The 21,672-nt window shown below is 73.6% G+C and carries 19 protein-coding genes; 15 read left to right on the top strand and 4 right to left on the bottom strand.

Going from position 1 to position 21,672, the window contains the following annotated elements; all coding sequences use genetic code 11:
• From ABT300_RS01285 to ABT300_RS01235, 11 genes are read left to right on the top strand one after another with little or no spacing between them, the layout of a single operon-like run.
• Entirely contained in the window at positions 1–1,209 is a 1,209-nt protein-coding gene (locus ABT300_RS01285; protein WP_351670325.1) for a glycosyltransferase, read from the top strand.
• The gene (locus ABT300_RS01280) at positions 1,206–2,441 is read left to right on the top strand and encodes a class I SAM-dependent methyltransferase (protein WP_351670322.1); all 1,236 of its coding nucleotides are present in this window, start codon (positions 1,206–1,208) and stop codon (positions 2,439–2,441) included. The genes ABT300_RS01285 and ABT300_RS01280 overlap by 4 nt, the downstream gene beginning before the upstream one ends.
• Positions 2,438–3,247 carry a glycosyltransferase family protein gene (locus tag ABT300_RS01275; protein ID WP_351670319.1) on the top strand — a complete coding sequence of 270 codons (810 nt, stop codon included), beginning with the start codon at positions 2,438–2,440 and terminating at the stop codon, positions 3,245–3,247. Before ABT300_RS01280 ends, ABT300_RS01275 begins: the two co-directional genes overlap by 4 nt.
• Positions 3,244–3,891, top strand: coding sequence for a PIG-L deacetylase family protein (locus ABT300_RS01270; RefSeq protein ID WP_351670316.1), 648 nt, complete (start codon positions 3,244–3,246; stop codon positions 3,889–3,891). Before ABT300_RS01275 ends, ABT300_RS01270 begins: the two co-directional genes overlap by 4 nt.
• Positions 3,892–3,894: 3 nt before the next feature.
• Entirely contained in the window at positions 3,895–4,920 is a 1,026-nt protein-coding gene (locus tag ABT300_RS01265) for an NAD-dependent epimerase/dehydratase family protein (protein ID WP_351670313.1), read from the top strand.
• On the top strand, positions 4,908–6,191 hold the full coding sequence (locus ABT300_RS01260) for a DUF4910 domain-containing protein (protein ID WP_351670310.1): 1,284 nt from the start codon (positions 4,908–4,910) through the stop codon (positions 6,189–6,191). The genes ABT300_RS01265 and ABT300_RS01260 overlap by 13 nt, the downstream gene beginning before the upstream one ends.
• On the top strand, positions 6,188–7,495 hold the full coding sequence (locus tag ABT300_RS01255; protein WP_351670307.1) for an MATE family efflux transporter: 1,308 nt from the start codon (positions 6,188–6,190) through the stop codon (positions 7,493–7,495). Before ABT300_RS01260 ends, ABT300_RS01255 begins: the two co-directional genes overlap by 4 nt.
• Complete coding sequence (locus ABT300_RS01250; RefSeq protein ID WP_351670304.1) at positions 7,492–8,439, top strand: glycosyltransferase family 2 protein; 948 nt, start codon at positions 7,492–7,494, stop codon at positions 8,437–8,439. The genes ABT300_RS01255 and ABT300_RS01250 overlap by 4 nt, the downstream gene beginning before the upstream one ends.
• Positions 8,436–9,734, top strand: a complete 1,299-nt coding sequence (locus ABT300_RS01245; protein ID WP_351670301.1) for a polysaccharide pyruvyl transferase family protein — start codon at positions 8,436–8,438, stop codon at positions 9,732–9,734. Before ABT300_RS01250 ends, ABT300_RS01245 begins: the two co-directional genes overlap by 4 nt.
• Positions 9,731–10,282: a dTDP-4-dehydrorhamnose 3,5-epimerase gene (gene rfbC, locus ABT300_RS01240; protein ID WP_351670298.1), complete on the top strand. Its 552-nt coding sequence runs from the start codon at positions 9,731–9,733 to the stop codon at positions 10,280–10,282. The genes ABT300_RS01245 and rfbC overlap by 4 nt, the downstream gene beginning before the upstream one ends.
• Before the next feature lie 7 nt (positions 10,283–10,289).
• Positions 10,290–11,624, top strand: a complete 1,335-nt coding sequence (locus tag ABT300_RS01235) for a glutamate-1-semialdehyde 2,1-aminomutase (protein WP_351670295.1) — start codon at positions 10,290–10,292, stop codon at positions 11,622–11,624.
• Positions 11,625–11,684: 60 nt separating this feature from the next.
• On the opposite strand, the gene ABT300_RS01230 is transcribed toward ABT300_RS01235, so the two are convergent.
• Positions 11,685–12,431, bottom strand: a complete 747-nt coding sequence (locus ABT300_RS01230; RefSeq protein ID WP_351670292.1) for a phosphatase PAP2 family protein — start codon at positions 12,429–12,431, stop codon at positions 11,685–11,687.
• A 426-nt stretch (positions 12,432–12,857) separates the two neighbouring features.
• On the opposite strand from ABT300_RS01230, the gene ABT300_RS01225 reads away from it, so the two are divergent.
• The 3 genes from ABT300_RS01225 to ABT300_RS01215 all read left to right on the top strand — a co-directional run bounded on the left by ABT300_RS01225 (position 12,858) and on the right by ABT300_RS01215 (position 17,587).
• Entirely contained in the window at positions 12,858–15,605 is a 2,748-nt protein-coding gene (locus ABT300_RS01225; RefSeq protein ID WP_351670290.1) for an AAA family ATPase, read from the top strand.
• An 86-nt stretch (positions 15,606–15,691) separates the two neighbouring features.
• On the top strand, positions 15,692–16,720 hold the full coding sequence (locus ABT300_RS01220; RefSeq protein ID WP_351670288.1) for an alpha/beta hydrolase: 1,029 nt from the start codon (positions 15,692–15,694) through the stop codon (positions 16,718–16,720).
• A 96-nt stretch (positions 16,721–16,816) separates the two neighbouring features.
• Positions 16,817–17,587 carry a helix-turn-helix transcriptional regulator gene (locus ABT300_RS01215; protein ID WP_351670285.1) on the top strand — a complete coding sequence of 257 codons (771 nt, stop codon included), beginning with the start codon at positions 16,817–16,819 and terminating at the stop codon, positions 17,585–17,587.
• Between the two features lie 96 nt (positions 17,588–17,683).
• Here the strand turns inward: ABT300_RS01215 and ABT300_RS01210 are convergent, their stop codons facing one another.
• The 3 genes from ABT300_RS01210 to ABT300_RS01200 form a co-directional block, all read right to left on the bottom strand.
• A complete protein-coding gene (locus ABT300_RS01210) occupies positions 17,684–18,271 on the bottom strand; it encodes a TetR/AcrR family transcriptional regulator (RefSeq protein WP_351670282.1) in 588 nt (195 codons plus the stop codon).
• A 75-nt stretch (positions 18,272–18,346) separates the two neighbouring features.
• Entirely contained in the window at positions 18,347–18,832 is a 486-nt protein-coding gene (locus ABT300_RS01205) for an SRPBCC family protein (protein ID WP_351670279.1), read from the bottom strand.
• Positions 18,833–18,867: 35 nt separating this feature from the next.
• Positions 18,868–20,301 (bottom strand): flavin monoamine oxidase family protein, encoded by a 1,434-nt coding sequence (locus tag ABT300_RS01200; RefSeq protein WP_351670276.1) that lies wholly within the window; start codon positions 20,299–20,301, stop codon positions 18,868–18,870.
• 360 nt (positions 20,302–20,661) lie between these two features.
• On the opposite strand from ABT300_RS01200, the gene ABT300_RS01195 reads away from it, so the two are divergent.
• Positions 20,662–21,672, top strand: a 1,011-nt coding sequence (locus ABT300_RS01195; protein ID WP_351670273.1) for an MMPL family transporter, incomplete at its 3' end; no start/stop codon positions are given.

The raw sequence follows: 21,672 nt of genomic DNA, 5'->3' as shown, positions 1-21,672 counted from the left end.
ATGCACGTACTGGTGGTGCACAACCGCTACGCCTCGGCGCAGCCGAGCGGGGAGAACAAGGTCGTCGACCAGGAGGTGGCGCTGCTGCGCGGCGCCGGACACCGGGTCGGGCTGTTCGAGCGGCGCAGCGACGACATCGCCGCCCGGTCGTTGCCGGGCAAGGCCGCGATACCGCTGCTGGTGCCGTGGAATCCGGCGGTCCGCAAGGAGCTCGCCGCGCGGCTGCGCGCCGAGCGGCCGGACGTGGTGCACGTCCACAACGTCTTCCCGCTGCTGTCGCCCGCGGTGCTGGCGGCCTGCGCCGACGCCGGCGTGCCCGCCGTCGCCACGCTGCACAACTACACCCAGATCTGTCCGCCCGGCACGCTGCAGCGAGACGGCCGGCCGTGCACCGAGTGCGTCGGGTCCACGCCGCTGCCCGCCGTCCGGCACGGCTGCTACCGGGGCTCCCGGCTGGCGACGGCGCCGCTCGCGGTCAGTCTGTCGGTCAACCGGCGGCGGTGGTGGTCCGGCGTGGAGCGCTTCTTCTGCATCTCCGGGGCGCAGCGCGACGTGCTGGCGCGGGCGGGCATGCCGACCGAGCGGCTGGCGGTGAAGCACAACTTCGTGCCCGATCCGGACGAGCGCCGCGTGGGCGACGGCGAGCATCTGCTCTATCTGGGCCGGCTCGCGGAGGCCAAGGGCGTGCGGCTGCTCATGGCCGCCTGGGACGAGATCGCCGCCGGCGGCGGGGTGGGCGTGCCGCTGGTGATCGCCGGCACGGGGCCGCTGGAGCGGGAGGTGGCCGCGTGGGCGGCGGACCGCGACGACGTGCGGTACGTCGGCCTGTACGACGCGGCGGAGTGCCGCAAGGCCATCGCCCGGTCGGTGGCCGTGGTGGCTCCCTCCACCTGGCTGGAGGCGTTCGGCCTGGTGGTGGTGGAGGCGATGGCGGCCGGGGTCCCGGTCGTCGCCGCGGGGCACGGCGCCTTCGTCGAGCTCGTCGAGGAGGGGACGACCGGGCTGCTGCACCGGCCGGGCGAGGCGGCCTCGCTCGCGTCGTGTCTGCGCCGGATCGCGGACGGATCGGTCCGCAACCAGGAGATGGGCCGGGCGGCCCGGCGGCGGTACGAGCAGGGCTTCAGCCCGGCCGTCGGCCTGGAGCGCCTGGTGGAGGGGTACCGCACCGCGATCGCGGGTCGGACGGAATCAATGGGGGGCAGTAGATGACACGATGCCGACTGTGCGGCTCGGCGGCGCTGGCGAGCGTCGTCGATCTGGGGGCGACCCCGCCGTGCGAGAGTTTCCTCGCCGCGGACCGACTGGACGATCCTGAGCCGGCGTACCCGCTGCATCTGCGGGTCTGCACCGACTGCTGGCTCGCGCAGATCCCTCCGCTGATCACGCCGGAGGAGACGTTCAAGGAGTACGCGTACTTCTCCTCGTTCTCGACGTCGTGGGTGGAGCACGCGCGGACGTTCGTCGCGGACGCCGTGGAGCGGGTGGGCCTTCGCCCCGACGCCTTCGTGGTCGAGGTCGCGAGCAACGACGGGTACCTGCTGAGGCATGTGGTGGACCGGGGGATCCGCTGCCTCGGGGTCGAGCCGTCGGTGAACGTCGGCGCCGCGGCACGGGACGCGGGGGTGCCCACGCTCACCGCGTTCCTGAGCCCGGACACCGGCGCTGCCGTGCGCGCCGAGCACGGCCCGGCGGACCTGGTCGTGGCCAACAACGTGTACGCGCACATCCCCGACGTGGTCGGCTTCACCGAGGGGCTGCGCGCCCTGGTCGCCGACGACGGCTGGGTGTCGATCGAGGTGCAGCACCTGCTGACCCTGATCGAGGACAACCAGTACGACACGATCTACCACGAGCACTTCCAGTACTACACGGTGGCGTCCGCGATCCGGGCGCTGGCGAGCGGTGGACTTGCCCTGGTGGACGTCGAGTTGCTGCCGACGCACGGCGGCTCCATCCGGCTGTGGGCGAGGCCGGCCGAGGCGGCCGGCGAGCCGACCCGGCGGGTGGCGGAGGTGCTGGACCGGGAGAAGGCGGCCGGACTGCAGGAGCTGTCCGGGTACACCGAGTTCTCCGCCCGGGTCGCCAAGGTGCGCCGGGACCTCCTCAAGTTCCTCATCGAGGCGGCCGAGCGCGGCGAGACGGTCGTCGGCTACGGCGCCCCGGGCAAGGGCAACACCCTGCTCAACCACTGCGGCATCCGGCCCGACCTGCTCCCCTACACGGTCGACCGCAACCCCTACAAGCACGGCAGGTTCACCCCGGGCACCCGCATCCCGATCCTGGCGCCCGAGCAGATCGCCCTCGACCGGCCGGACTACGTCCTCGTCCTCCCGTGGAACCTGCGGGCCGAGCTGGTCGAGCAGCTGTCGTTCGTGCACGCCTGGGGCGGCCGACTCGTCTTTCCCATACCGGAACTGAGCATCGTCGAGGTCACGTCATGAAGGTCGTACTGTTCTGCGGCGGATACGGGATGCGGATGCGCAGCGGCGCCGCGGACGACGTGCCCAAGCCGATGGCGATGGTCGGCCCGCGGCCGCTGATCTGGCACGTCATGCGCTACTACGCGCACTTCGGGCACAAGGAGTTCATCCTGTGCCTCGGGTACGGGGCCCACCACATCAAGGACTTCTTCCTCAACTACGAGGAGACGACGTCCAACGACTTCGTGCTGCGGGGCGGGCGGACGGAGCTGCTGTCCACCGACATCGCGGACTGGACGATCACGTTCGCGCAGACCGGCATCGAGTCGCCGATCGGGGAGCGGCTGCGCCGGGTGCGGCGCCACCTGGACGGCGACGAGATGTTCCTCGCCAACTACGCCGACGTGCTGACCGACGCCCCGCTGCCGGAGATGATCGACAACTTCGCCCGGCGCGACGCCGGCGCGTCGATGATGGTGGTGCCGCCGCAGTCCTCGTTCCACTGCGTGGATCTGGGCGAGGACGGCCTGGTGGGGGGCATCACCGCGGTGAGCGACATGCCGCTGTGGGAGAACGGCGGCTATTTCGTGCTCCGCCAGGAGGTCTTCGACCACATCCCGCAGGGCGGCGACCTGGTGGCCGACGGATGCGCCCAACTGGCCAAGCGCGGGCGGCTGGTGGCGCACCAGCACCGCGGCTTCTGGAAGCCGACCGACACGGTGAAGGAGCGGGCGGCGCTCGACGACGCCTACACGCGGGGCGAACGCCCGTGGGCCGTGTGGGAACGCGACGGCGCCGGGGCGAGCGCCGGGGCGGGGGCCCTGTGATCCGGCTCGGCGCCCGGCGCCCGGAGCGGATCGTCGCGGTGGGCGCGCACTGCGACGACATCGCCATCGGCGCCGGCGGCAGCCTGCTGACGCTGTGCCTGGCGCGGCCGGGCATCCGCGTCGACGCGCTGGTGCTGTCCGGCGGCGGCACCGACCGGGAGCAGGAGGAGCAGGCCGCGCTCGCCGCCTTCTGCCCGGGCGCCGACCTGCGGCTGACCGTGCACAAGCTGCCGGACGGCCGGCTGCCCGCGTACTGGGAGGAGGCCAAGGCCGCGGTCGAGGAGCTGCGTCTGCGCAGCGACCCGGATCTGGTCCTGGCCCCGCGCACCGACGACGCGCACCAGGACCACCGAGGCCTGGCGCAGTTGATGCCCACCGCGTTCCGCGACCACCTGGTCCTCGGCTACGAGATCGTCAAGTGGGACGGCGACCTCGGCCGTCCGACGGCCTACCAGCCGCTGACGACGGAGATCGCCGAGCAGAAGGTGCGGCTGCTGCAGGAGCACTACCCCTCGCAGCGCCACCGGCCCTGGTACGACCGGGAGGCCTTCCTCGGGCTGGCCCGGATCCGCGGCATCGAATGTCACGCGCGCTACGCCGAGGCGTTCGCCGTCACCAAACTCACTCTCGACCTGGGGGAATGAACCATGCGCGTACTGCTGACCGGACACCAGGGCTACCTGGGAACCGTGATGGCCCCCGTACTCGCGGCCGCCGGGCACGAGGTCGTCGGTCTCGACGCCGGCCTGTTCGCCGACTGCGTGCTCGGCCCGGCGCCCGCGGACCCGCCGGGGCGCCGGGTGGACCTGCGCGACGTCACGGCCGAGCACGTGGCCGGGGTCGACGCCGTGATCCACCTGGCCGCGCTGTCCAACGACCCGCTGGGGGCGCTGGCGCCGGACCTCACCTACGACATCAACCACCACGCGTCGGTACGGCTGGCCCGGCTGGCCCGAGAGGCCGGGGTGCGGCGCTTCCTGTACGCGTCGACCTGCTCGGTGTACGGGGCCGCCGGCGGCGACGAACTCGTGGCAGAGGACGCTCCGCTGCGCCCGGTCACCCCGTACGCGGAGTCCAAGGTGCGGGTGGAGGACGACCTGCACGCGCTCGCCGACGGCGACTTCAGCCCGGTGTACATGCGCAACGCCACCGCCTTCGGGTACTCGCCCCGGCTGCGCGCCGACATCGTGCTGAACAACCTGGTGGGGCACGCCCTGCTGTCCGGCGAGGTGCTCGTGCTCTCCGACGGCACCCCCTGGCGCCCGCTGGTGCACGCCGCCGACATCGCGCGGGCCTTCGCGGCCGCGCTGGTCGCGCCGCGGGAAGCGGTGCACGACCGGGCGTTCAACATCGGCAGCGAGACGAACAACGTCACGGTCGCGGAGATCGCCGAGCAGGTCGCCGAGGCGGTGGCCGGCTCCAAGGTGGTGATCACCGGGGAGAACGGGGCCGATCCGCGGTCCTACCGGGTGGACTTCTCCCGGTTCCGCGCCGCGGTGCCCGGCTTCGACTGCGAGTGGACGGTGAAGCGGGGCGCGCTCGAACTCGCCGACGCCTACCGCGAGCACGGGCTGACCCGGGAGGCCTTCGAGCAGCGTTTCACCCGGCTCGCCGTGCTGCGCGCGGCGTCCGACGCCGGCGCCGTCGACGACACCCTGCGGTGGCGCCGATGACCGTGGCCGGCGAGGAGATGCACGCACTGGTGGAGCGGCTGTACCCGCTGTGCCGGAGCATCACCGGCGACGGTGTGCGCGCCACCTTGGACATCGTCGGCGAGTACGTCCCGCTGCAGGTGCACGAGGTGCCGACGGGGACGCAGGTGCTCGACTGGACGGTGCCGCAGGAGTGGAACATCCGGGAGGCGTACATCGCCGACGCCGCCGGGAAGCGGGTCGTCGACTTCGCCGCGTCCAGCCTGCATGTGCTCGGCTACAGCGTGCCGGTGTCGGCGACCATGCCGCTGGCCGAGCTGCGCGCCCACCTGCACACGCTGCCGGAGCACCCGTCCTGGGTGCCCTACCGCACCAGTTACTACAAGCCGGAGTGGGGGTTCTGCCTGGCCCAGGAGACCCTGGACGCGCTGCCGGACGGCGACTACGAGGTCCGCGTCGACTCCACGCTCGCCGACGGCCACCTCACCTACGCCGAGCACGTGGTCCCCGGGCAGGTCGCCGACGAGGTGATCGTGTCCTGCCACGTCTGCCACCCGTCGCTGGCCAACGACAACCTGGCCGGCGTCGCGGTGGCGGTGTTCCTCGCGCGGGCGCTGGCGGAGCAGAACCCGTACTACACCTACCGGTTCATCTTCGCGCCCGGCACCATCGGGGCGATCACCTGGCTGGCCCGCAACGCGGAACGGGTGGAGCGGGTCAAGCACGGGCTGGTGCTGGCCTGCGCGGGCGACCGGGGACGTCTGACGTACAAGCAGAGCAGGCGGGGCGACGCGGAGATCGACCGGGTGCTGCGCCATGTGCTGGCCGTCTCCGGACGCCCGCACGACGTCAAGGAGTTCACCCCGTACGGCTACGACGAGCGGCAGTACTGCTCGCCGGGATTCGATCTCGGCGTGGGCTCGCTCAGCCGGACCCCGTACGCGGGCTACCCCGAGTACCACACCTCGGCGGACAACCCCGACTTCGTCTCCCCGGAGGCGATGGAGGACACGCTCGCCGTCTGCCGCGAGGCGTTCGCCGTCCTCGACCGCAACCGGCGCTACGTCAACCTCAGCCCCTACGGCGAGCCGCAGTTGGGCAGGCGCGGGCTGTACGACTCGCTCGGCGGCCGCAGCGACGCGAAGGAAGCCCAGATGGCCATGCTCTGGGTGCTCAGCCTCTCCGACGGCGAGCACAGTCTGCTGGACGTCGCCGAGCGGTCCGGGCTGCCGTTCGACACCGTCGCCGCGGCGGCCGGCGCCCTGCACGACGCCGAGCTGATCAAGGCATGACGCCGATGACCGCCGGGGAGGGGACTCCGCGGACGACGGCGCCACCGGCGGGGTCCGCCAAGCGGGCCCTCGTCGGCCGACTGTCCTGGGGGCTCGCCGACCAGGCCGCCTCCAGCATCTCCAACTTCGCGGTGGGCGTCTACGTGGCCCGCTCGCTGGGGGTGACCGCGTTCGGCGTGTTCAGCCTGGCCTGGCTGACCTACGGCGTGGCGCTGAACGTCGCCCGCGGGCTGGCCACCGATCCCCTCGTGGTGCGCTTCAGCGGAGTGCCGGAGGCGACGTGGCGTTCGGCGGCCGCCCGGTCGTCGGGCGCCGCGCTCGGCGTCGGCGCCGCCCTCGGCGCGGTGTGTCTGCTCATCGGCCTCGGCCTCGGCGGCCGCGTGGGGCCCGCGTTCGCCTGCCTCGGCGTGGTGCTGCCGGCGCTGCTGCTGCAGGACGCCTGGCGGTTCGCGTTCTTCGCCGCCGGCGCCGGACGCAAGGCGTTCGTCAACGACCTCGTGTGGGGCGTCGCGCTCGTCCCGGCGATGGTGGTGGCGGCCCGCGTGGACAGCGTGGCCGCGTTCGTGCTCGCCTGGGGCGCGTCCGCGGCGGTGGCCGCGGGGTACGGCTGCTTCCAGTCCGGGATCCGGCCCCGGGCGACCGGGACGCGCGGCTGGCTGCGCGAGCAGCGCGACCTCGGCTACCGGTACCTGGTCGAGAACGTCAGCCTCAGCGGCGCGAGCCAGCTGCGGGCGTACGGGCTCGGCGCGATCGTCGGCGTCGGCGCGGTGGGCGCGGTGCGGGGCGCGGAGCTGCTGCTCGGCCCGTTCCTCGCGCTGCTGATGGGGCTGTCGCTGGTCACCGTCGCGGAGGCGGCGCGCGTGCTGCGGCGGGCCCCGCACCGACTGAACAGGTTCTGTCTGCTGCTGGGAGGCGGCCAGGCCGCCGCGGCGCTGCTCTGGGGCGGTGCGCTGCTGCTGATGCCGGACCGGGCGGGCGCGTTCGTGCTCGGCGACGTCTGGCCCTCCGCCTCGCAGCTCATCGTGCCGGCCACGCTCGGCGTCGCCGGCGCCGGCCTCGGCACCGGCGCGGCGGCCGGGCTGCGCGCGCTCGCCGCGGCCCGGCGCAGCCTGCGCTGTCAACTGTTCGCCTCCGCCTGCTACGTCGGCGGCGGACTCGGCGGGGCGGCGGTGGCCGGCACGGTCGGCTCGGCCTGGGGGGTCGCCGCCGCGACCGTCGGCAGCTCGGCCCTGTGGTGGCTGCAGCTGCACTCGGCGTCGCGCGAGCGCCACCGGAACACCATCAGCGAAGTGAGGACCTCATGACCGCCCACCCCAGGCTGAGCATCGGCCTGCCCGTGTACAACGGCGAGGAGTACCTGGCCGAGTCGTTCGACGCCCTGCTCGGCCAGACCTACGAGGACTTCGAGCTGGTCGTCTCCGACAACGCCTCGACCGACGGGACCGAGGACATCTGCCGCCGGTACGCCGCGAAGGACTCGCGCATCCGCTACATCCGGCTGGCCCGCAACATCGGCGCCGCCCCGAACCACAACTACGTGTTCACCGAGTGCCGCGGCGAACTGTTCAAGTGGGCCTCGCACGACGACCTGTACGCGCGGGACCTGCTGCTGCGCTGTGTGCAGGCGCTGGACGAGCGGCCGGACGTGGTCCTCGCGCACAGCGGCCAGGCGGTCATCGACGGCGACGGCCAGGTGAAGGTCCCCTACGAGTACGGGCTCGCCACGGACTCTCCGCACGCGCCGGAGCGCTTCCGCAGCCTGCTGTTCGAGCCCGGCGGCGACGACTTCTACGGGGTGATGCGGGCCGACATGCTGCGCCGGGTGAAGCCGCACGACAGCTACCACCACGCGGACCGCACGTTCGTCGCCGAGATCACCCTGCACGGGCCCTTCCACCAGGTGCCCGAGCTGCTGTACTTCCGCCGCGACCATCCCACCCGCGCCGAGCGGGCGAACCCGTCCAAGCGCTCCCGGTGCGTCAACCTGGACCCGCGCAGGGCGGGCCCGCTGCACCCGACGCCCCGGCTGCTCGCCGAGTACGTCTGGGGCTTCGTCTCGGCGATCCGGCGGGCGCCGCTGTCCCCGGCCGACCGGCGTGCCTGTTACGGCCACCTGGCCTCGTGGATGACCAGCCGGGTGCGGCCCGGCGCCGGCGAGCGGGTGGAGGACCGTGCCCCGGTCGATCCGGCCCGGCTCACCGTGTCCGTGGACGCGCTCGTCGCCGGCCGCGAGGGGCGGCGGTCATGACGTCGGCGGACGAAGCGCCGGTGCGCGTCGGGGTGTTCGGGCTGCTCGGCTCCGGCAACCTCGGCAACGACGGGTCGCTCGAGGCGCTGCTCGGGTACCTCCGCGCACGGCGCCCGGAGGCGGTCGTGGACGCGCTGTGCGGTGGACCCGAGGTCGTCGAGGCCCGGTACGGGATCCCCGCGACGCGGCTGCACTGGTACCGCGGGGAGTACCGGACCGCGTCGCGGGCGGGCGCGATCGCCGGGAAGGGGCTGGGCAAGATCGTCGACGCCTTCCGCACCGCCGCGTGGGTGCGCCGGCACGACGTGGTGATCGTGCCGGGCATGGGCGTCCTGGAGGCCACGCTGCCGCTGCGGCCGTGGGGCTTCCCGTACGCGCTGTTCCTGCTCTGCGCGAGCGGCCGGCTGTCCGGCGCCCGGGTCGCGCTGGTCGGCGTCGGCGCCGCCCCGATCGCCAACCGCTCGACCCGGGCGCTGGTGCGCTGGTCGGCACGGCTGGCCGCCTACCGATCGTACCGGGACGCCCAATCCCGCGACGCGATGCGGGCGATGGGCGTGGACACCTCGCGCGACGAGGTCCACCCGGACCTCGCGTTCGCCCTGCCGGCGCCGCCGGCCGCCGAGCCCTCGCCGACGCCGGGGCGGGTCTGCGTCGGCGTGATGGACTTCCACGGCGGCGACGACGACCGCGACCGCGCCGAGGAGATCCACCGGCGGTATCTCGACGGGACGACCCGTTTCGTCCGCGCGCTGGTCGAGGACGGCAGACCGGTGCGGCTGCTCACCGGCGACGCCTGCGACGCGCCGGTGGTCACGGCGATCCTCGACGCGGTGGACTCGCCGCTGGTCACCGCCGCCGAGGCGGCCTCGCTCGCCGACCTGATGAAGGAGACGGCGGCCGCCGACGCCGTGGTGGCCACCCGCTACCACAACCTGGTCTGCGCCCTTCGGGTCGGCGTCCCGACGCTCGCGCTCAGCTATGCGGCGAAGAGCGACGCGCTCATGGCGGAGATGGGCCTCGGCGCGTACTGCCATCCGGCGCGCGAGGTCGACGCCGACCGGCTGCTGGAGCAGTTCCGGTCGCTGGAGGGGCGATCGGCGGAACTGCGGCAGACGCTCGTCGAGCGCAACCGGGCCGCCGCCCGGCGACTCGACGACCAGTTCACCGCCCTGACCGCGGCCCTGTTCCCGTCGACCGGCAGCACCCGCCACACCGACCCCGACCCCGACACCGGCCACGCCCCCGACACCGATCACGCCCGGGCCCAGGCCCGCACCCGGCAGGAGACTCCGTGAAAGCGATCGAAGTCCCGGAGATCTCCGGCGCATACCTGTTCGAGCCGACGCCGTACGCCGACGAGCGCGGCTTCTTCTGCCGCACCTTCGACGCCGACGTGCTCCGCTCGGTGGGCCTCGACCCGGACGCCTTCGTCCAGGACAGCCTGTCCCGCTCGGCCGGCGGCGTGCTGCGCGGCCTGCACCTGCGCTCCGGCGCCGGCGAGGCCAAGCTGGTGCGCTGCTCCTACGGGAAAATCTTCGACGTCGTCGTGGACCTGCGGCCCCACTCGCCGACCTTTCGCAACGTGGCCTCCTTCGAGCTGTCCGGCGAGACGCAGACGACCCTGTACATCCCGGCGGGGTGCGCGCACGGCTTCCAGGCGCTGACCGAGACCGCCGACACCTCGTACCGGATCGACCGCCCGCACGATCCGGCCGAGGACGTGACGATCGCCTTCGACGACCCGGAGCTGGCCGTTCCCTGGCCGCTGCCGGTCACGTCGATGTCCCAGCGGGACCGGGAGGCGCCGAGCCTCGCCGAAGTCCTGAAGCACAAGGAGAGTTGAGGTCGGCGTGGACACCGAAGACACCGGAGAGCTCCTCCTGCCCCGGTCGCGGGCGGCGAACGAGCGCCTGCACGCCCTGATCCCCGGGGGCGCGCACACCTACGCCAAGGGCGACGACCAGTACCCCGAGAACCTGGCCCCGGTCATCAGCCACGGCCAGGGCGCCCATGTGTGGGACGTCGACGGCAACCGGTACGTCGAGTACGGCTCCGGACTGCGCTCGGTCAGCCTCGGCCACGCCCACCCCCGGGTGGTCGAGGCGGTGCGACGGCAACTCGACCGCGGCAGCAACTTCGTCCGACCGTCCGTGGTGGAGGTCGAGGCCGCGGAGCGCTTCCTGGCCACGGTGCCGACCGCCGAGATGGTGAAGTTCGCGAAGAACGGCTCCGACGCCACCACCGCCGCGGTGCGCCTGGCCCGCGCCGCAACCGGCCGCCGCCGGGTGGCCCTGTGCGCCGACCACCCGTTCTTCTCCACCGACGACTGGTTCATCGGCACCACGCCGATGTCCGCCGGCATCCCGGACGCCACCAACGAACTCACCGTCGCGTTCCCCTACGGCGACCTGGCCGCCACCGAGGAGCTGCTGGCCCGCCACCCCGGCGACGTCGCCTGTCTGATCCTGGAGCCCGCGACCCACGCCGAGCCGCCGCCCGGGTACCTCGAAGGCATGCGTGCGCTGGCCGACCGGCACGGCTGCGTCCTGGTCTTCGACGAGATGATCACCGGCTTCCGCTGGTCCGAGGCGGGCGCCCAAGGGCTGTACGGCGTCGTCCCCGACCTCTCCACCTTCGGCAAGGCGCTGGGCAACGGGTTCGCCGTCTCCGCCCTGGCCGGGCGCCGCGAGCTGATGGAGCGGGGCGGGCTGCGCCACTCGGACGACCGGGTGTTCCTGCTGTCCACCACGCACGGCGCGGAGACGCACTCCCTGGCCGCCGCGATGGCGGTGCTCGACACCTACGTCGAAGAGGGCGTCACCGCGCGGCTGCACTCCCTCGGCGAGCGGCTCGCCGCCGGTGTCCGCGACGCGGCGGCCGGCATGGGCGTCGGCGACCACGTCGTCGTCCGGGGCCGGGCCAGCAACCTGGTCTTCGCCACGCTCGACGAGCACGGGCGCCCCTCGCAGGAGTACCGCACCCTGTTCCTGCGCCGGCTCCTCGCGGGCGGTGTGCTGGCCCCGTCGTTCGTGGTGAGCAGCGCGATCAGCGACGCCGACATCGATCACACCGTCGACGTGGCGGCCCAGGCGTGCGCGGTGTACCGCAAGGCCCTGGACGCCGGCGACCCCACCCCGTGGATGGGCGGACGGCCGGTCAAGCCCGTGTTCCGCCGCCAGGCGTGACCCGAGGCGGCCCAGCCGTGGCGTGACCCGGCCGTGCCGTGCCCCAGGCGTGCCGTGGGGTCAGTGCCGCTCCCGCCGACCGGCGTCGGCCGGCGGAGCGGCGACGGGACCGTCCGGCGGGACGGCCGATCCGCCCGCCGACCGCTTCGCCGACCGCTTCGCCGCCCGGTCGGCCGTCCGGTCGATCAGCCACGCGGTCGCCGGCACCACCGTCAGCGCGGTGCACCAGCCGCCCAGGGCGTCGGTCGGATAGTGCGCGCCCAGCGCGACCTGCGCCCAGCCCATGGCCGCCCCCGCGACCAGCGCAGCGGTGAGCACGAGTGCCGTGCCGGCCGTCCTGGCGAGGCCGAGCCGGCCGGCCGCGAGCAGCGCCGCCGCCAGGGCGACCGCGGTGGCGAACGCGGTGTGCCCGCTCGGGTAGGACAGGTTGTCGGCGCCGTGGATGGTGCGTCCCACCAGGGACTTGAGCAGCGTCGCCGCCCCCACGGTCAGGCCGGCGCCGGCGACGACGAGCACCGCCGAGCGAGGACGCCGAAACAGCAGGCAGCCCGACGCGACGGCCACCAGCAGCAGCGCCGCCCCCGCGGGCTCCCCCAGGAAGTCCAGGGCCAGTGCGACGGTCCGCCACGGCGGCCGCACGCTGTCCGCCGTCGGCCGCACGAGCCACCGGTCCACCCTGCCGGGCTCGCCGGCGCCGGCGTACAGCACTCCGAGGACGACGACCACCAGCGCGGCGAGCCCCGCGACCCCCCGAAGCGTCGAACCCAGCGACGCGGGCAGCGCCGTATGCGACGACGGGCCTTTCACCGGCCCGACGCGTTCCGCGCGTGCTCCGCGTTCCGCGCGTCCCTCCTGCCGACTCCCCACCGACGCACCCCCCGTCGTGTCCGACGTGGCCCGCCCGGGAGCCAGTCCTTGCCCGCCACCCTAACAACGACGCGTTCGCCTCCCGCGACGGCCGGAACATCCATGTGCCGTGCCGTGCACCGCAGTCGGCGCGTCCGCGCTCCGGCGGCGGACAGGACCGTCCCGACGCCACGAGGATGACAAAATGAGTGTCATCCGCCTCGCTCGTCATGACCGGCCGGGGTGCTGCACATGAGGGCGAGGGAATCATCGTGGCCGAAGCGTTCAGGGGCGTTCCCCCCTTACACCGCACGTGCGTGACGCGCGTGGCCCGGCATGCGGACTAGCGGCAGCGGCGGGGGCTCGCCCGTACCGCAGGCGCCCCCCGTGGGCCGACAGGCGGAGATCGCCCGGCTGCTCCGGAGCATGGACGACGGCGGCGAACAGCGGATGCTGATCCTGCTCGGCGAGGCCGGCACGGGCAAGTCACGGCTGCTCGCGGTCGCCGTCGACCACGCCCGGGACAACGGAGCGCTCGTGCTGGCGTGCCAGGGCACGGAGGCCGAGTCGCGGCAGTCCTTCGCCTCCCTGCACCAGTTGCTCCTCCCCGTCCTGCCCGAGGCGGCGTCGCTGGCCGGCCATCTGCGCACGGCGCTCGAGACGGCGTTCGGCGTCGCTCCCGCGCAGGGACCGTCCGACCCCATGCTGCTGCGCGTCGCGGTGCTCACGCTGCTGACCGACGTCGCACGCCGGCGGCGCGTGCTGCTGACGATCGACGACGTCCAGCACTTCGACCGGGACTCCCTCGACGTGCTCGGCTTCGTGATGCGCCGCCTCACCTCCGCCGACGTGCACGTGCTGCTGGCGGCACGCGGACAGACGCCGCCCGAGGGGGCGCCGGAGGCCCTGCCCTGCGTGCTGCTGGGGCCCCTGACCGAACGGGCCGCGGCCGAACTCCTGGACGCCCAGCCGCACGTGCCCACCGGCCGGACGCGCATCGAACTGCTGCGGCAGGCCGGCGGGAACCCGCTGGCCGTCATCGAGCTGTGCCGCGCCGCGGCGGCGGACGGCGGCACGGGCACGCTGCCCGGCGGCGGGCTGCCGCAGACCGAGCGCATCCAGGAGCTGTACGCCGCCCGTCTGCGCGACCTGCCGGGCATCACCCAGCGGCTGATCCTCTACGCGGCGGCGTCGCAGTACGAGGACCTCGACACGATCATGGCGGCCGCGGGCGCCGGGCCGGACCTGTGGGCGTGGGCCTCGGCCGAGGAGGCGGGCCTGGTGACCGTCCTGGACGGGCGGGTGGTCTTCCGCCATCCGCTGGCACGCGCGGCCTCCTACCACGCGGCGCCCGCCTACCTCCGGCAGCAGGCGCACCGGGACCTGGCGGCCGCCCTCACGGCCGACCCGGCGCGGCGGGCGTGGCACCTGGCCGCGGCCTGCGTCGGTCACGACGAGTCCGTGGCGGCGGCCCTGGAGGACACCGCCGAACTCGCCGCACGGATCGGCGGGTTCTTCGCGGCGGGCGAGGCACTGCAACGGTCCGCCGAGTGCAGCCCCGCGGCCGCCGACCGGGCGCGGCGCTATGCGAAGGCGCTGCGAGCCGCCCAGAACGCCGGCGACCCCTCGTGGGTCGGCGAACTCTACGACCGGATCACCGCGCTGACCGAGGACCGGGACCTGCTGGGCATGGCGGCCTGCGCGGCGGGCATGGCCCTGTCCCTGTTCGGTCGCCAGCGCGAGGCCTTCCAGGTGCTGATGAGCGCCCTGGAGCCGGATCCGCCCGGCGAAGCGATGACGGTGCTCGCCCTGACCAGCGTGCTCAACGCGGTGGCGTCCCAGTCGGGCCTGCCCGAGGTCAGGCAGCCGATAGCGGCGCTGTTGCGCGGGGTGCGGGGCGGGAGCGGGGACACCGAATACGCCGAGCTGAAGACGACCGACGCCGCCGACGCCGTGGTGGCCGCGACGCTGGCCGGGGCCGATCCGAGCGAGGCCGCCGAGTTGTTGCGGCGCGTCCGCCGCCGGCCGGGCTCGCCGCAGCGACAGTCGCCCGACATCGCGGAGACGACCCGGGTCCTCGGCATCGGCGCGCTGGCCTGGTACGCCGACGAGTCCGACCTGTGCGTGGAGTCCCTGCGCGGGGTCTACCGCGCGCTCGACGCCTACGGCGCCATGGGCTCCGCCGCGCCCTCGCTCATGCCGATGGCCGCGACGCTGATCGACACCGGACGGTGGACGGAGGCCGACCGGCATCTGGAGACGACGGGAGCGCTGGCGGCCGTCCACAAGTGGCGGCACATGCAGATCGACGTCGAGGCGCTTCAGGCGATCCTGCGGGCCCTGCGAGGCGAGCCCGGGTCCCCGCCGGCGGACGGGGCCTGGACGGCGGTGGCGCTGGAGGAGAACCGCGCCACCCGTGCGTGGCTGTCGAGGGCCGCCGGCACGGCCGCCCGGGCGGCCGGCGACTTCGACGCCGCGTTCCGGCACTTCCGCTCCCTGTTCGACGAGGACGGCGCCGCGCTGCACTACTTCCTGTCCCCCCGGTCGGTCGCCGATCTCGCCTCGGCGGCCCAGCGGACGGGCCGCCAGGCGCAGGCGCGGCACGTCCTCGACGCGGTGCGCGCGGCGGCGGGGGACCGTCCGACGACCAGGATGACGCTGCTGATGCACCACGCCGCCGCACTGATCGGCGAGGCGAAGGACGCCGAACACCACTTCCGGCTCGCCACGGTGAACCCGGTGGGCGACCAGTGGCCGCTCGCCCGGGCCCAGGCGCGGCTCCACTACGCGCAGTGGCTGCGCAGACAGCGGCGGCTCCTGGACGCCCGCCCGCTCCTGGCCACGGCGCTGGAGACGTTCACCCGGCTCGGCGCGTCGGGCCTGGCCGAGGAGGCCCGCGCCGAGCTGCGGGCGAGCGGCGTCGCCACCGCTCCCGCCCCGGCCGATCCGCTGTCCGAACTGACAGCGCAGCAGCGCCACATCGTGCGGCTGGCGGCCCGAGGGCTGCGCAACCGGGAGATAGCGGAGCAGTTGCTGCTCTCACCGCGCACGGTCAGCTCCCATCTCTACAACGTGTATCCGAAACTGGGTGTCAGCAGCCGCAACCAGCTCCGCGACCTGTTCGACGACCTGTGATGCACGACGACCTGTGATGCACGATCGGTGATCCACGGTCGGTGACTCCACGGCGGGCCGGTCATGACGAGGAAGGACGTGCGCCGTTGAACTCCGAACCCGCAGAGCCTCGCGGCGGGCGGGAACGCCCTTCCGTCGTGCTCGACCCCCTCGTGCAGCGACTCGTCGACGCCTGCGCCGGCCCGCCCTACCTGCACCGGCTGGGACCGGCCGACGGACGGCAGGCCCTGCTGGAGATGCAGGGTCACGCGTTCGAAGGCTTCGGCCCGGAGGCCGAGTTCCGGGTGGCGCCGGTGGGCCCGCGCGGACTCGTCGGCTTCTGGCTGTTCCGGCCGGCGCGGCAGACCGGGCCGCTTCCCGTCGTCGTGTACCTGCACGGCGGACGGTGGATGCTGGGTGACGCCAGGACCCACGCGCGTCTGACGGAGCAGCTGTCGGACCTGAGCGGCGCCGCCTTCGTGGTGCCCGAGTTCACCCGCACCCCGGAGGCCCGGTACCCGGTCGCGCTGGAGGAGTCGTACGCGCTCCTGACCGCGGTGACGCAGCAGGCCGACGAGCTGGGTCTGGACGGCCGCAGGCTGGCGCTGGCCGGCGACTGCACGGGCGCGACGATGGCCACGGCGCTCGCCATGATGGCCAAACGGCGGCGCGGCCCCCGCATCCGGGCGCAGCTGCTGTACTACCCGATGACCGATCCGCACTCCGCCACCCCGTCGCGGGACGAGTTCGCCTCCGGCTATCTGCTGCCGAGCGAGGCGCTGGACTGGTACTGGGGCCAGTACGCCGACGACGCGGGCGCGCTCGCCGAGCCGACGGCCTCGCCGATGCGGGCGACCGCGGCGGATCTGGCGGGGCTGCCGCCCGCCCTGATCGTCACGGCCGAGGCGGACGTCGTCCGGGACGAAGGCGAGCAGTACGCCCGGCTGCTGCGACGGGCCGGCGTCCCCGTGACCGCCGCCCGGTACCTCGGGACCGTGCACGACTTCGTGTCCTTGAGCGTGCTGCGGGACAGTCCGCCGACCGTGGCGGCGATCGAGCAGGGCGGCCGCTTCCTCGGAAGGCTGCTCGCCGACCCTGCTTCGGCTCCCGTCGAAGACGGACCGTCACCTTACTGATGCGTGCGGAGCGGGCGGCTTGCGAGGGTGAGAGCCGTGAGGCCGCCTTCGGCGGCAGTCCCGCACACCCCGCACAGGAAGGCCGCCACGACACAGATGCCCCGAGGAGACCGCTCCCGCCCGTTCGTGGAGATGCCCTGGCCCGCCGGAGGCGACGGCAGACATCTGTACCTGGGCGTCAACCTGTCCGACAGCAGCCTGCCCCTGCGTCCGGGGTCCCCGCATGTGCTGGGACCGGGCGACCTCCTGGTCTGGGGCACGGTCCCGCCTGCCGGCGACGTCGCCGAGGACGTGGCCTTCTTCCGGGTGCCGCGCTTCCTCCTCGACGTGCCGGAGGAAGCGCTGAGGTGCGCTCCCGTGATCCGGGTGGGCGGCGGGCACGGCCTGGCGGAATGCGTCTCGCTGTTCCTGTCGGCGCTCGCGAGGACTTCGCGGCGCCGGGACCCGACGGTCGGCGGACGACTCGCGCTGAACACCGCCGACCTGGTCGCCCTGCTGCTGACCGAGGTCCAGGAGAGCGACCGACCGGGCGACCTCGCCGATCCCGCTCACGAGCTGCTGGCGCGGGTCCAGACGCACATCCGGGAGAACCTCGCGGACAGCAGCATGTCGCCGGACTCGATAGCCCGGGCGCACCACATCTCCGTGCGGTACCTGCACAAGCTCTTCCGGACCAGCGGCACCACCGTGGGCGCCTGGATCAGACAGCACCGGCTCGCCGCCTGCCGTCTCGAACTCCGCCGGCGTCGGCGCAGCGTGGCCGTGGTGGCCCAGTCCTGGGGCTTCACCAGCCCCTCCCATTTCAGCCGCGTCTTCCGGCAGACCTACGGCCTGTCCCCGAAGCAGTGGCAGAACTCGGTGCTCTGACCAGGAGTGCGCCGGCGTGACCGGTGGCCGACTCCGCGGCCTCAAGCCACGGACTCGACGGCCTCAGGCCATGGGCCGGAGGCCGAATCGACGACCTCAGGCCATGGCCAGGACGGAGGAGACCAGGGCTCGCAGGCAGACGCTCTCGGCCTCCTCGTCCGGCAGGGACAGGTGCTGCATCGTCAGTCCGTCGAAGCCGGCCAGGAAGAACCTCGCGATGGTCCCGGCGGGCTGGGCGAGCCGGTGGCCGGTGCGTGCGGCGGCCTCGTCGACCAGCTTCGTCGTCACCGCCAGGACCTCGCCGTAGTGGCTCTGGAGAGCCTGCTTCAGATGCGGCGTGCGCAGCGCGAACATGCTCAGCTCGCCGAGCAGTTGGTGCGAGGCGGGCTGTTCGAGCACGGTGCGCCAGAGCGCTTCGGCCAGTGCGACGACGGTTTCCTCGAAGCTCGCGTCCGTGGGCGCGGCCCGGGTCACCTGCTCGACCAGGTCGTGCGTGAGCTGCTCCATGACGGCCCGGTACAGCTCCTCCTTCGTGCCGAAGGTGTAGTGCACGGTCGCCTGGGCCACGCCGAGCTCCGCGGCGATGGCGCGGGTGCTGCCGGCGGCGACGCCTTCCCTGGCCATGAGCCCGATGGCCGCCTTGATCAGTTGTGGACGGCGCTCCGCCGCGGACACATGAGCCATGTCACGATCCTATCCGACTCAGTCTGCCGAACAGGTCGCTCGACCATGCCTGGCCCGGGCGCCGTGCGCCGCCTCTCAGCGGGCGCTCCTCGGCGCCTCGGAACGGAGCAGGGTGCTCAGGTTCGCCATGGACGTGCGCATGCCGACGCGCATCGCGGGCTGCTGTACGGCGTCGAGGAGCAGTCCCAGCGGGCCGAGGGCGATGGCGTACTCGACCTGGTAGAGCATCTCCGTCACCTCCCGGCCGTCGGCGCTCTGGACCGGGCGGAACTCGAAGGTGCTGGTGACGTCCTGGAGCGGGGCGAAGCCGGCGCCGGTGTCGACGCGGCGCTTGAACGGCTCGATCTCCCCGACGGTCCAGACCGAGGCGGTCCTGAGCGGGCCGAGGGTGCGGTTGCGCTCGGCGTAGGTCCTGCCGACGGCGGCGACGCCGTGGTGGTCGGTGACCTCGATGACCCCGGCGACCCACTCGGCGTACCGGTCGGTGCGGGAGATGACGTCCCACACCCGCCCGATGGGGGCGTCGATGACGGCGGTCTCGGCGACGACGAAACGGTTCATGACGGGAATCCCTTGCTCGAAGGTGCTGCTCGCACTCAGATCTGGTGGAGGAGTTCGGCGGCGGCGTGGCGGCCGGAGCGCACCGCGCCGTCCATGTAGCCGTTCCAGTAGGGGGAGAACTCGGCGCCCGCCCAGTGCACGCGGCCGTGGGGGCGGCCCATCCACCGGCCGAACTCGCTGAGCACGCCGGGGGCGGCGACGGAGGTGGGGCCGCCCTGGGTCCACTGCTCGGCGGTCCAGTCCTGCTCGACGTAGTCGACGGTGTCGAAGGCGCGCTCCCCGACGACCCGGGCGAAGCAGCGCAGGACGGCGCCGCGGCGCTCGGCGGCCGGGCGGTGCGCCCACCTGCGCCACTCCGCGCCGCCGAGGAAGCCCATGAGGACGCCCGGTCCGCCGTCCGGCGGGGTGTTGTCGAACATCTCGCGGAGGGGGGAGCCGCCGCGCAGCAGGCCCATGCCGGACAGTCCGTCCTCCCGCCAGAACGGCTTGTCGTACACGGCCACGCACTTCATGAGCGTCCCGAACGGCAGTCGCTGGTGGAGCTGGTCCTGCTGAGCCGGCAGCAGCGGGTCCCACTGGATCCGCGACGCCACCAGCGGCGGGACGGCGACGATCACCCGGTCGGCCCGCCAGTCGCCGGCGTCGGAGACCACGGTCACGCCGAAGGAGTCCTGGCTGACGCGCCGCACCGGCGCCGACAGCTGGACCCGGCCGTCGAGTTCCTCCGCCAGCCGCTGGGCGACGAGCTGTGAGCCGCCGACGAAACGGCTGTCCTGGGCGCCGCCCGTGGTGCCGGTGCCGCGTTCCATCGTGCCGGGATGGGTCTCGTTGCCGAACGTCGACACGTACCAGAGGCTGAACAGCGCGGACGCGTCGCGCGCCTCGCCGCCGTAGGCGGAGTTCAGGAAGATGTTGACCATGTCGACGGCGCCGCCGGCGATCTCGGCCTTGCGCAGCCAGGTCTCATAGGTCATGCCGTCCAGCTCACGGGCGTTCGGGGCCCGCCAGGGGGCGGCCGGGTCCACCTTGGCCGCGGCCCGGCCGATGCGGGTCAGGGCGACGGCCATGTCCGGCAGCGCGAACAGGTCCGGCGGGGTGTGCCCCGTGAACCGCTTGGCCTTGCCGTCGTGGACGTAGACGGCGTCGCCGGGCACGGCGGCCTGGTACGTGTCCACGCCGACCTCCTCGGCCAGCGCCAGGATGTGGTCCTGGGTGGGGCCCACGAACTGCCCGCCGACCTCGGTCACCCGACCGTCGCCGAGGTGGTGGTTGAGCAGCCGGCCGCCGACCCGGTCCCGGGCCTCCAGCACGGCCACCGACCGGCCCGAAGCGACGAGCTCCCGCGCCGCCGTCAGACCGGCGAGCCCCGCACCGATCACCACCGCATCCGCCCGGCGGGCCCCGTGCGACGTGGCGCCGCCCTCGTTCTGCCCGCCGCCCGTGGCGCCCGTGCCGATCGCACTGCTCATGATCACTCCTTGTCGCGAGGGTGGGTCCGGACGCCGCGGACAGGCGCCGCGGGGGCGGCACAGGCCCATGACCTGGCTCTTCCCCGGGGCTGCGGGCTCCGATGGCCCACACCATACAGACGACATGGTCGAGTGACAATGTCGTACGTCTCGGTTAGATGATTCGGTCGATCGACTTGAGCAAGTGATAAAGTCGCTGCCGAAGCAGTCGGATGCCGGGCCACGGCATCCGACCGCCTCATGCCTGCAGCCCTTCGCCGCGCAGGCCACCCGTTGCGCCGTTCGTCCCGCGTCCGCCCCCGCTCGTCCGCGACGTGACGTGACGTCCGGCAGATCCCTCACCGACCTTGGGAGTTCGCCATGGCTGTCCTGCTCCACCGGCTGGGCCGAAGCGCCTACCGCCATCGCCGACTGGTGCTCGGCATCTGGCTCGTGGTCCTCGCCGCGCTCGTCACATGCGCCGGCGTCTTCGGCGGCAGGCTCGACGACCGCTTCACCGTGCCGGGCACCGAGTCGCAGCGCGCGCTGGACACGCTCGGCAGGACACTGCCCGAGGCCTCCGGAGCGGACGCCCAGATCGTCTTCGTCGCACCCGAGGGCCACCGCGTGACCGAGGCCCGCTACACCGCGGCCATCGCCCGGGCCGAGGCGACGGCCGCGAAGGCGCCCCAGGTCAAGGCCGTCATGGGCCCGGCAGCCACGGGGGCCGTCTCGGCCGACCGGAGCACGGCGATCGTGCAGGTGCAGTACTCGGTGCAACGGGCCGAGGTACGCCCGTCGTCCCTGGACGTGATCGAGGGGGCCGCCGAGGCGGCCGAGGGGAACGGACTCAGGACCTCGGTCGGCGGCAGCGCCTACGGCAGCAATGGCGTGCACATAGGCCCGTCCGAGGTCATCGGCGTCGCCGTGGCCCTGCTCGTCCTGGTCGTCACCTTCGGCTCCCTGCTCGCCGCAGGCATGTCACTGCTGCCCGCGCTGCTCGGCGTGGCCGTGGGGCTCGCCGGGCTGCTCGCCCTGACTCCGGCGGTCAGCATCTCGTCCACCGCCGTCACACTCGCGCTGATGCTGGGACTGGCCGTGGGCATCGACTACATCCTGTTCATCCTGTCCCGGCACCGCCAGCAGCTCGCCCGCGGCATCGATCCGCGCGAGTCCATCGCGCTGGCCACCGGCACCGCCGGCAGCGCGGTCGTCTTCGCCGGCAGCACCGTGATCATCGCCCTGGCCGCGCTCGGCGTCATCGGCATCCCGTTCCTGACGGTGATGGGTCTCGGCGCCGCCGGAGCGGTGCTCGTCGCGGTCCTGGCCGCGATCACCCTGGTCCCGGCCCTCGCCGGCTTCGCCGGCGCCCGGCTGACCCCGAAGCCCGGC

The sequence above is a fragment of the Streptomyces sp. NPDC001027 genome, assembly GCF_040299045.1.
Classification (GTDB): Bacteria; Actinomycetota; Actinomycetes; order Streptomycetales; family Streptomycetaceae; genus Streptomyces.
The sequence above is the reverse complement of the archived record's forward strand: the minus strand, read 5'-3'. Positions and strand labels throughout refer to the sequence as shown.

What these genes read in the sequence shown, in the direction of transcription:
- ABT300_RS01280 (WP_351670322.1), top strand. Translation starts at nt 1,206, where the DNA reads ATGACACGATGCCGACTGTGCGGCTCGGCGGCGCTGGCGAGCGTCGTC.
- ABT300_RS01250 (WP_351670304.1), top strand. Translation starts at nt 7,492, where the DNA reads ATGACCGCCCACCCCAGGCTGAGCATCGGCCTGCCCGTGTACAACGGC.
- ABT300_RS01200 (WP_351670276.1), bottom strand. Translation starts at nt 20,301, where the DNA reads ATGAGCAGTGCGATCGGCACGGGCGCCACGGGCGGCGGGCAGAACGAG.
- ABT300_RS01285 (WP_351670325.1), top strand. Translation starts at nt 1, where the DNA reads ATGCACGTACTGGTGGTGCACAACCGCTACGCCTCGGCGCAGCCGAGC.
- ABT300_RS01215 (WP_351670285.1), top strand. Translation starts at nt 16,817, where the DNA reads ATGCCCCGAGGAGACCGCTCCCGCCCGTTCGTGGAGATGCCCTGGCCC.
- ABT300_RS01205 (WP_351670279.1), bottom strand. Translation starts at nt 18,832, where the DNA reads ATGAACCGTTTCGTCGTCGCCGAGACCGCCGTCATCGACGCCCCCATC.
- ABT300_RS01245 (WP_351670301.1), top strand. Translation starts at nt 8,436, where the DNA reads ATGACGTCGGCGGACGAAGCGCCGGTGCGCGTCGGGGTGTTCGGGCTG.
- ABT300_RS01275 (WP_351670319.1), top strand. Translation starts at nt 2,438, where the DNA reads ATGAAGGTCGTACTGTTCTGCGGCGGATACGGGATGCGGATGCGCAGC.
- ABT300_RS01210 (WP_351670282.1), bottom strand. Translation starts at nt 18,271, where the DNA reads ATGGCTCATGTGTCCGCGGCGGAGCGCCGTCCACAACTGATCAAGGCG.
- ABT300_RS01255 (WP_351670307.1), top strand. Translation starts at nt 6,188, where the DNA reads ATGACGCCGATGACCGCCGGGGAGGGGACTCCGCGGACGACGGCGCCA.
- ABT300_RS01265 (WP_351670313.1), top strand. Translation starts at nt 3,895, where the DNA reads ATGCGCGTACTGCTGACCGGACACCAGGGCTACCTGGGAACCGTGATG.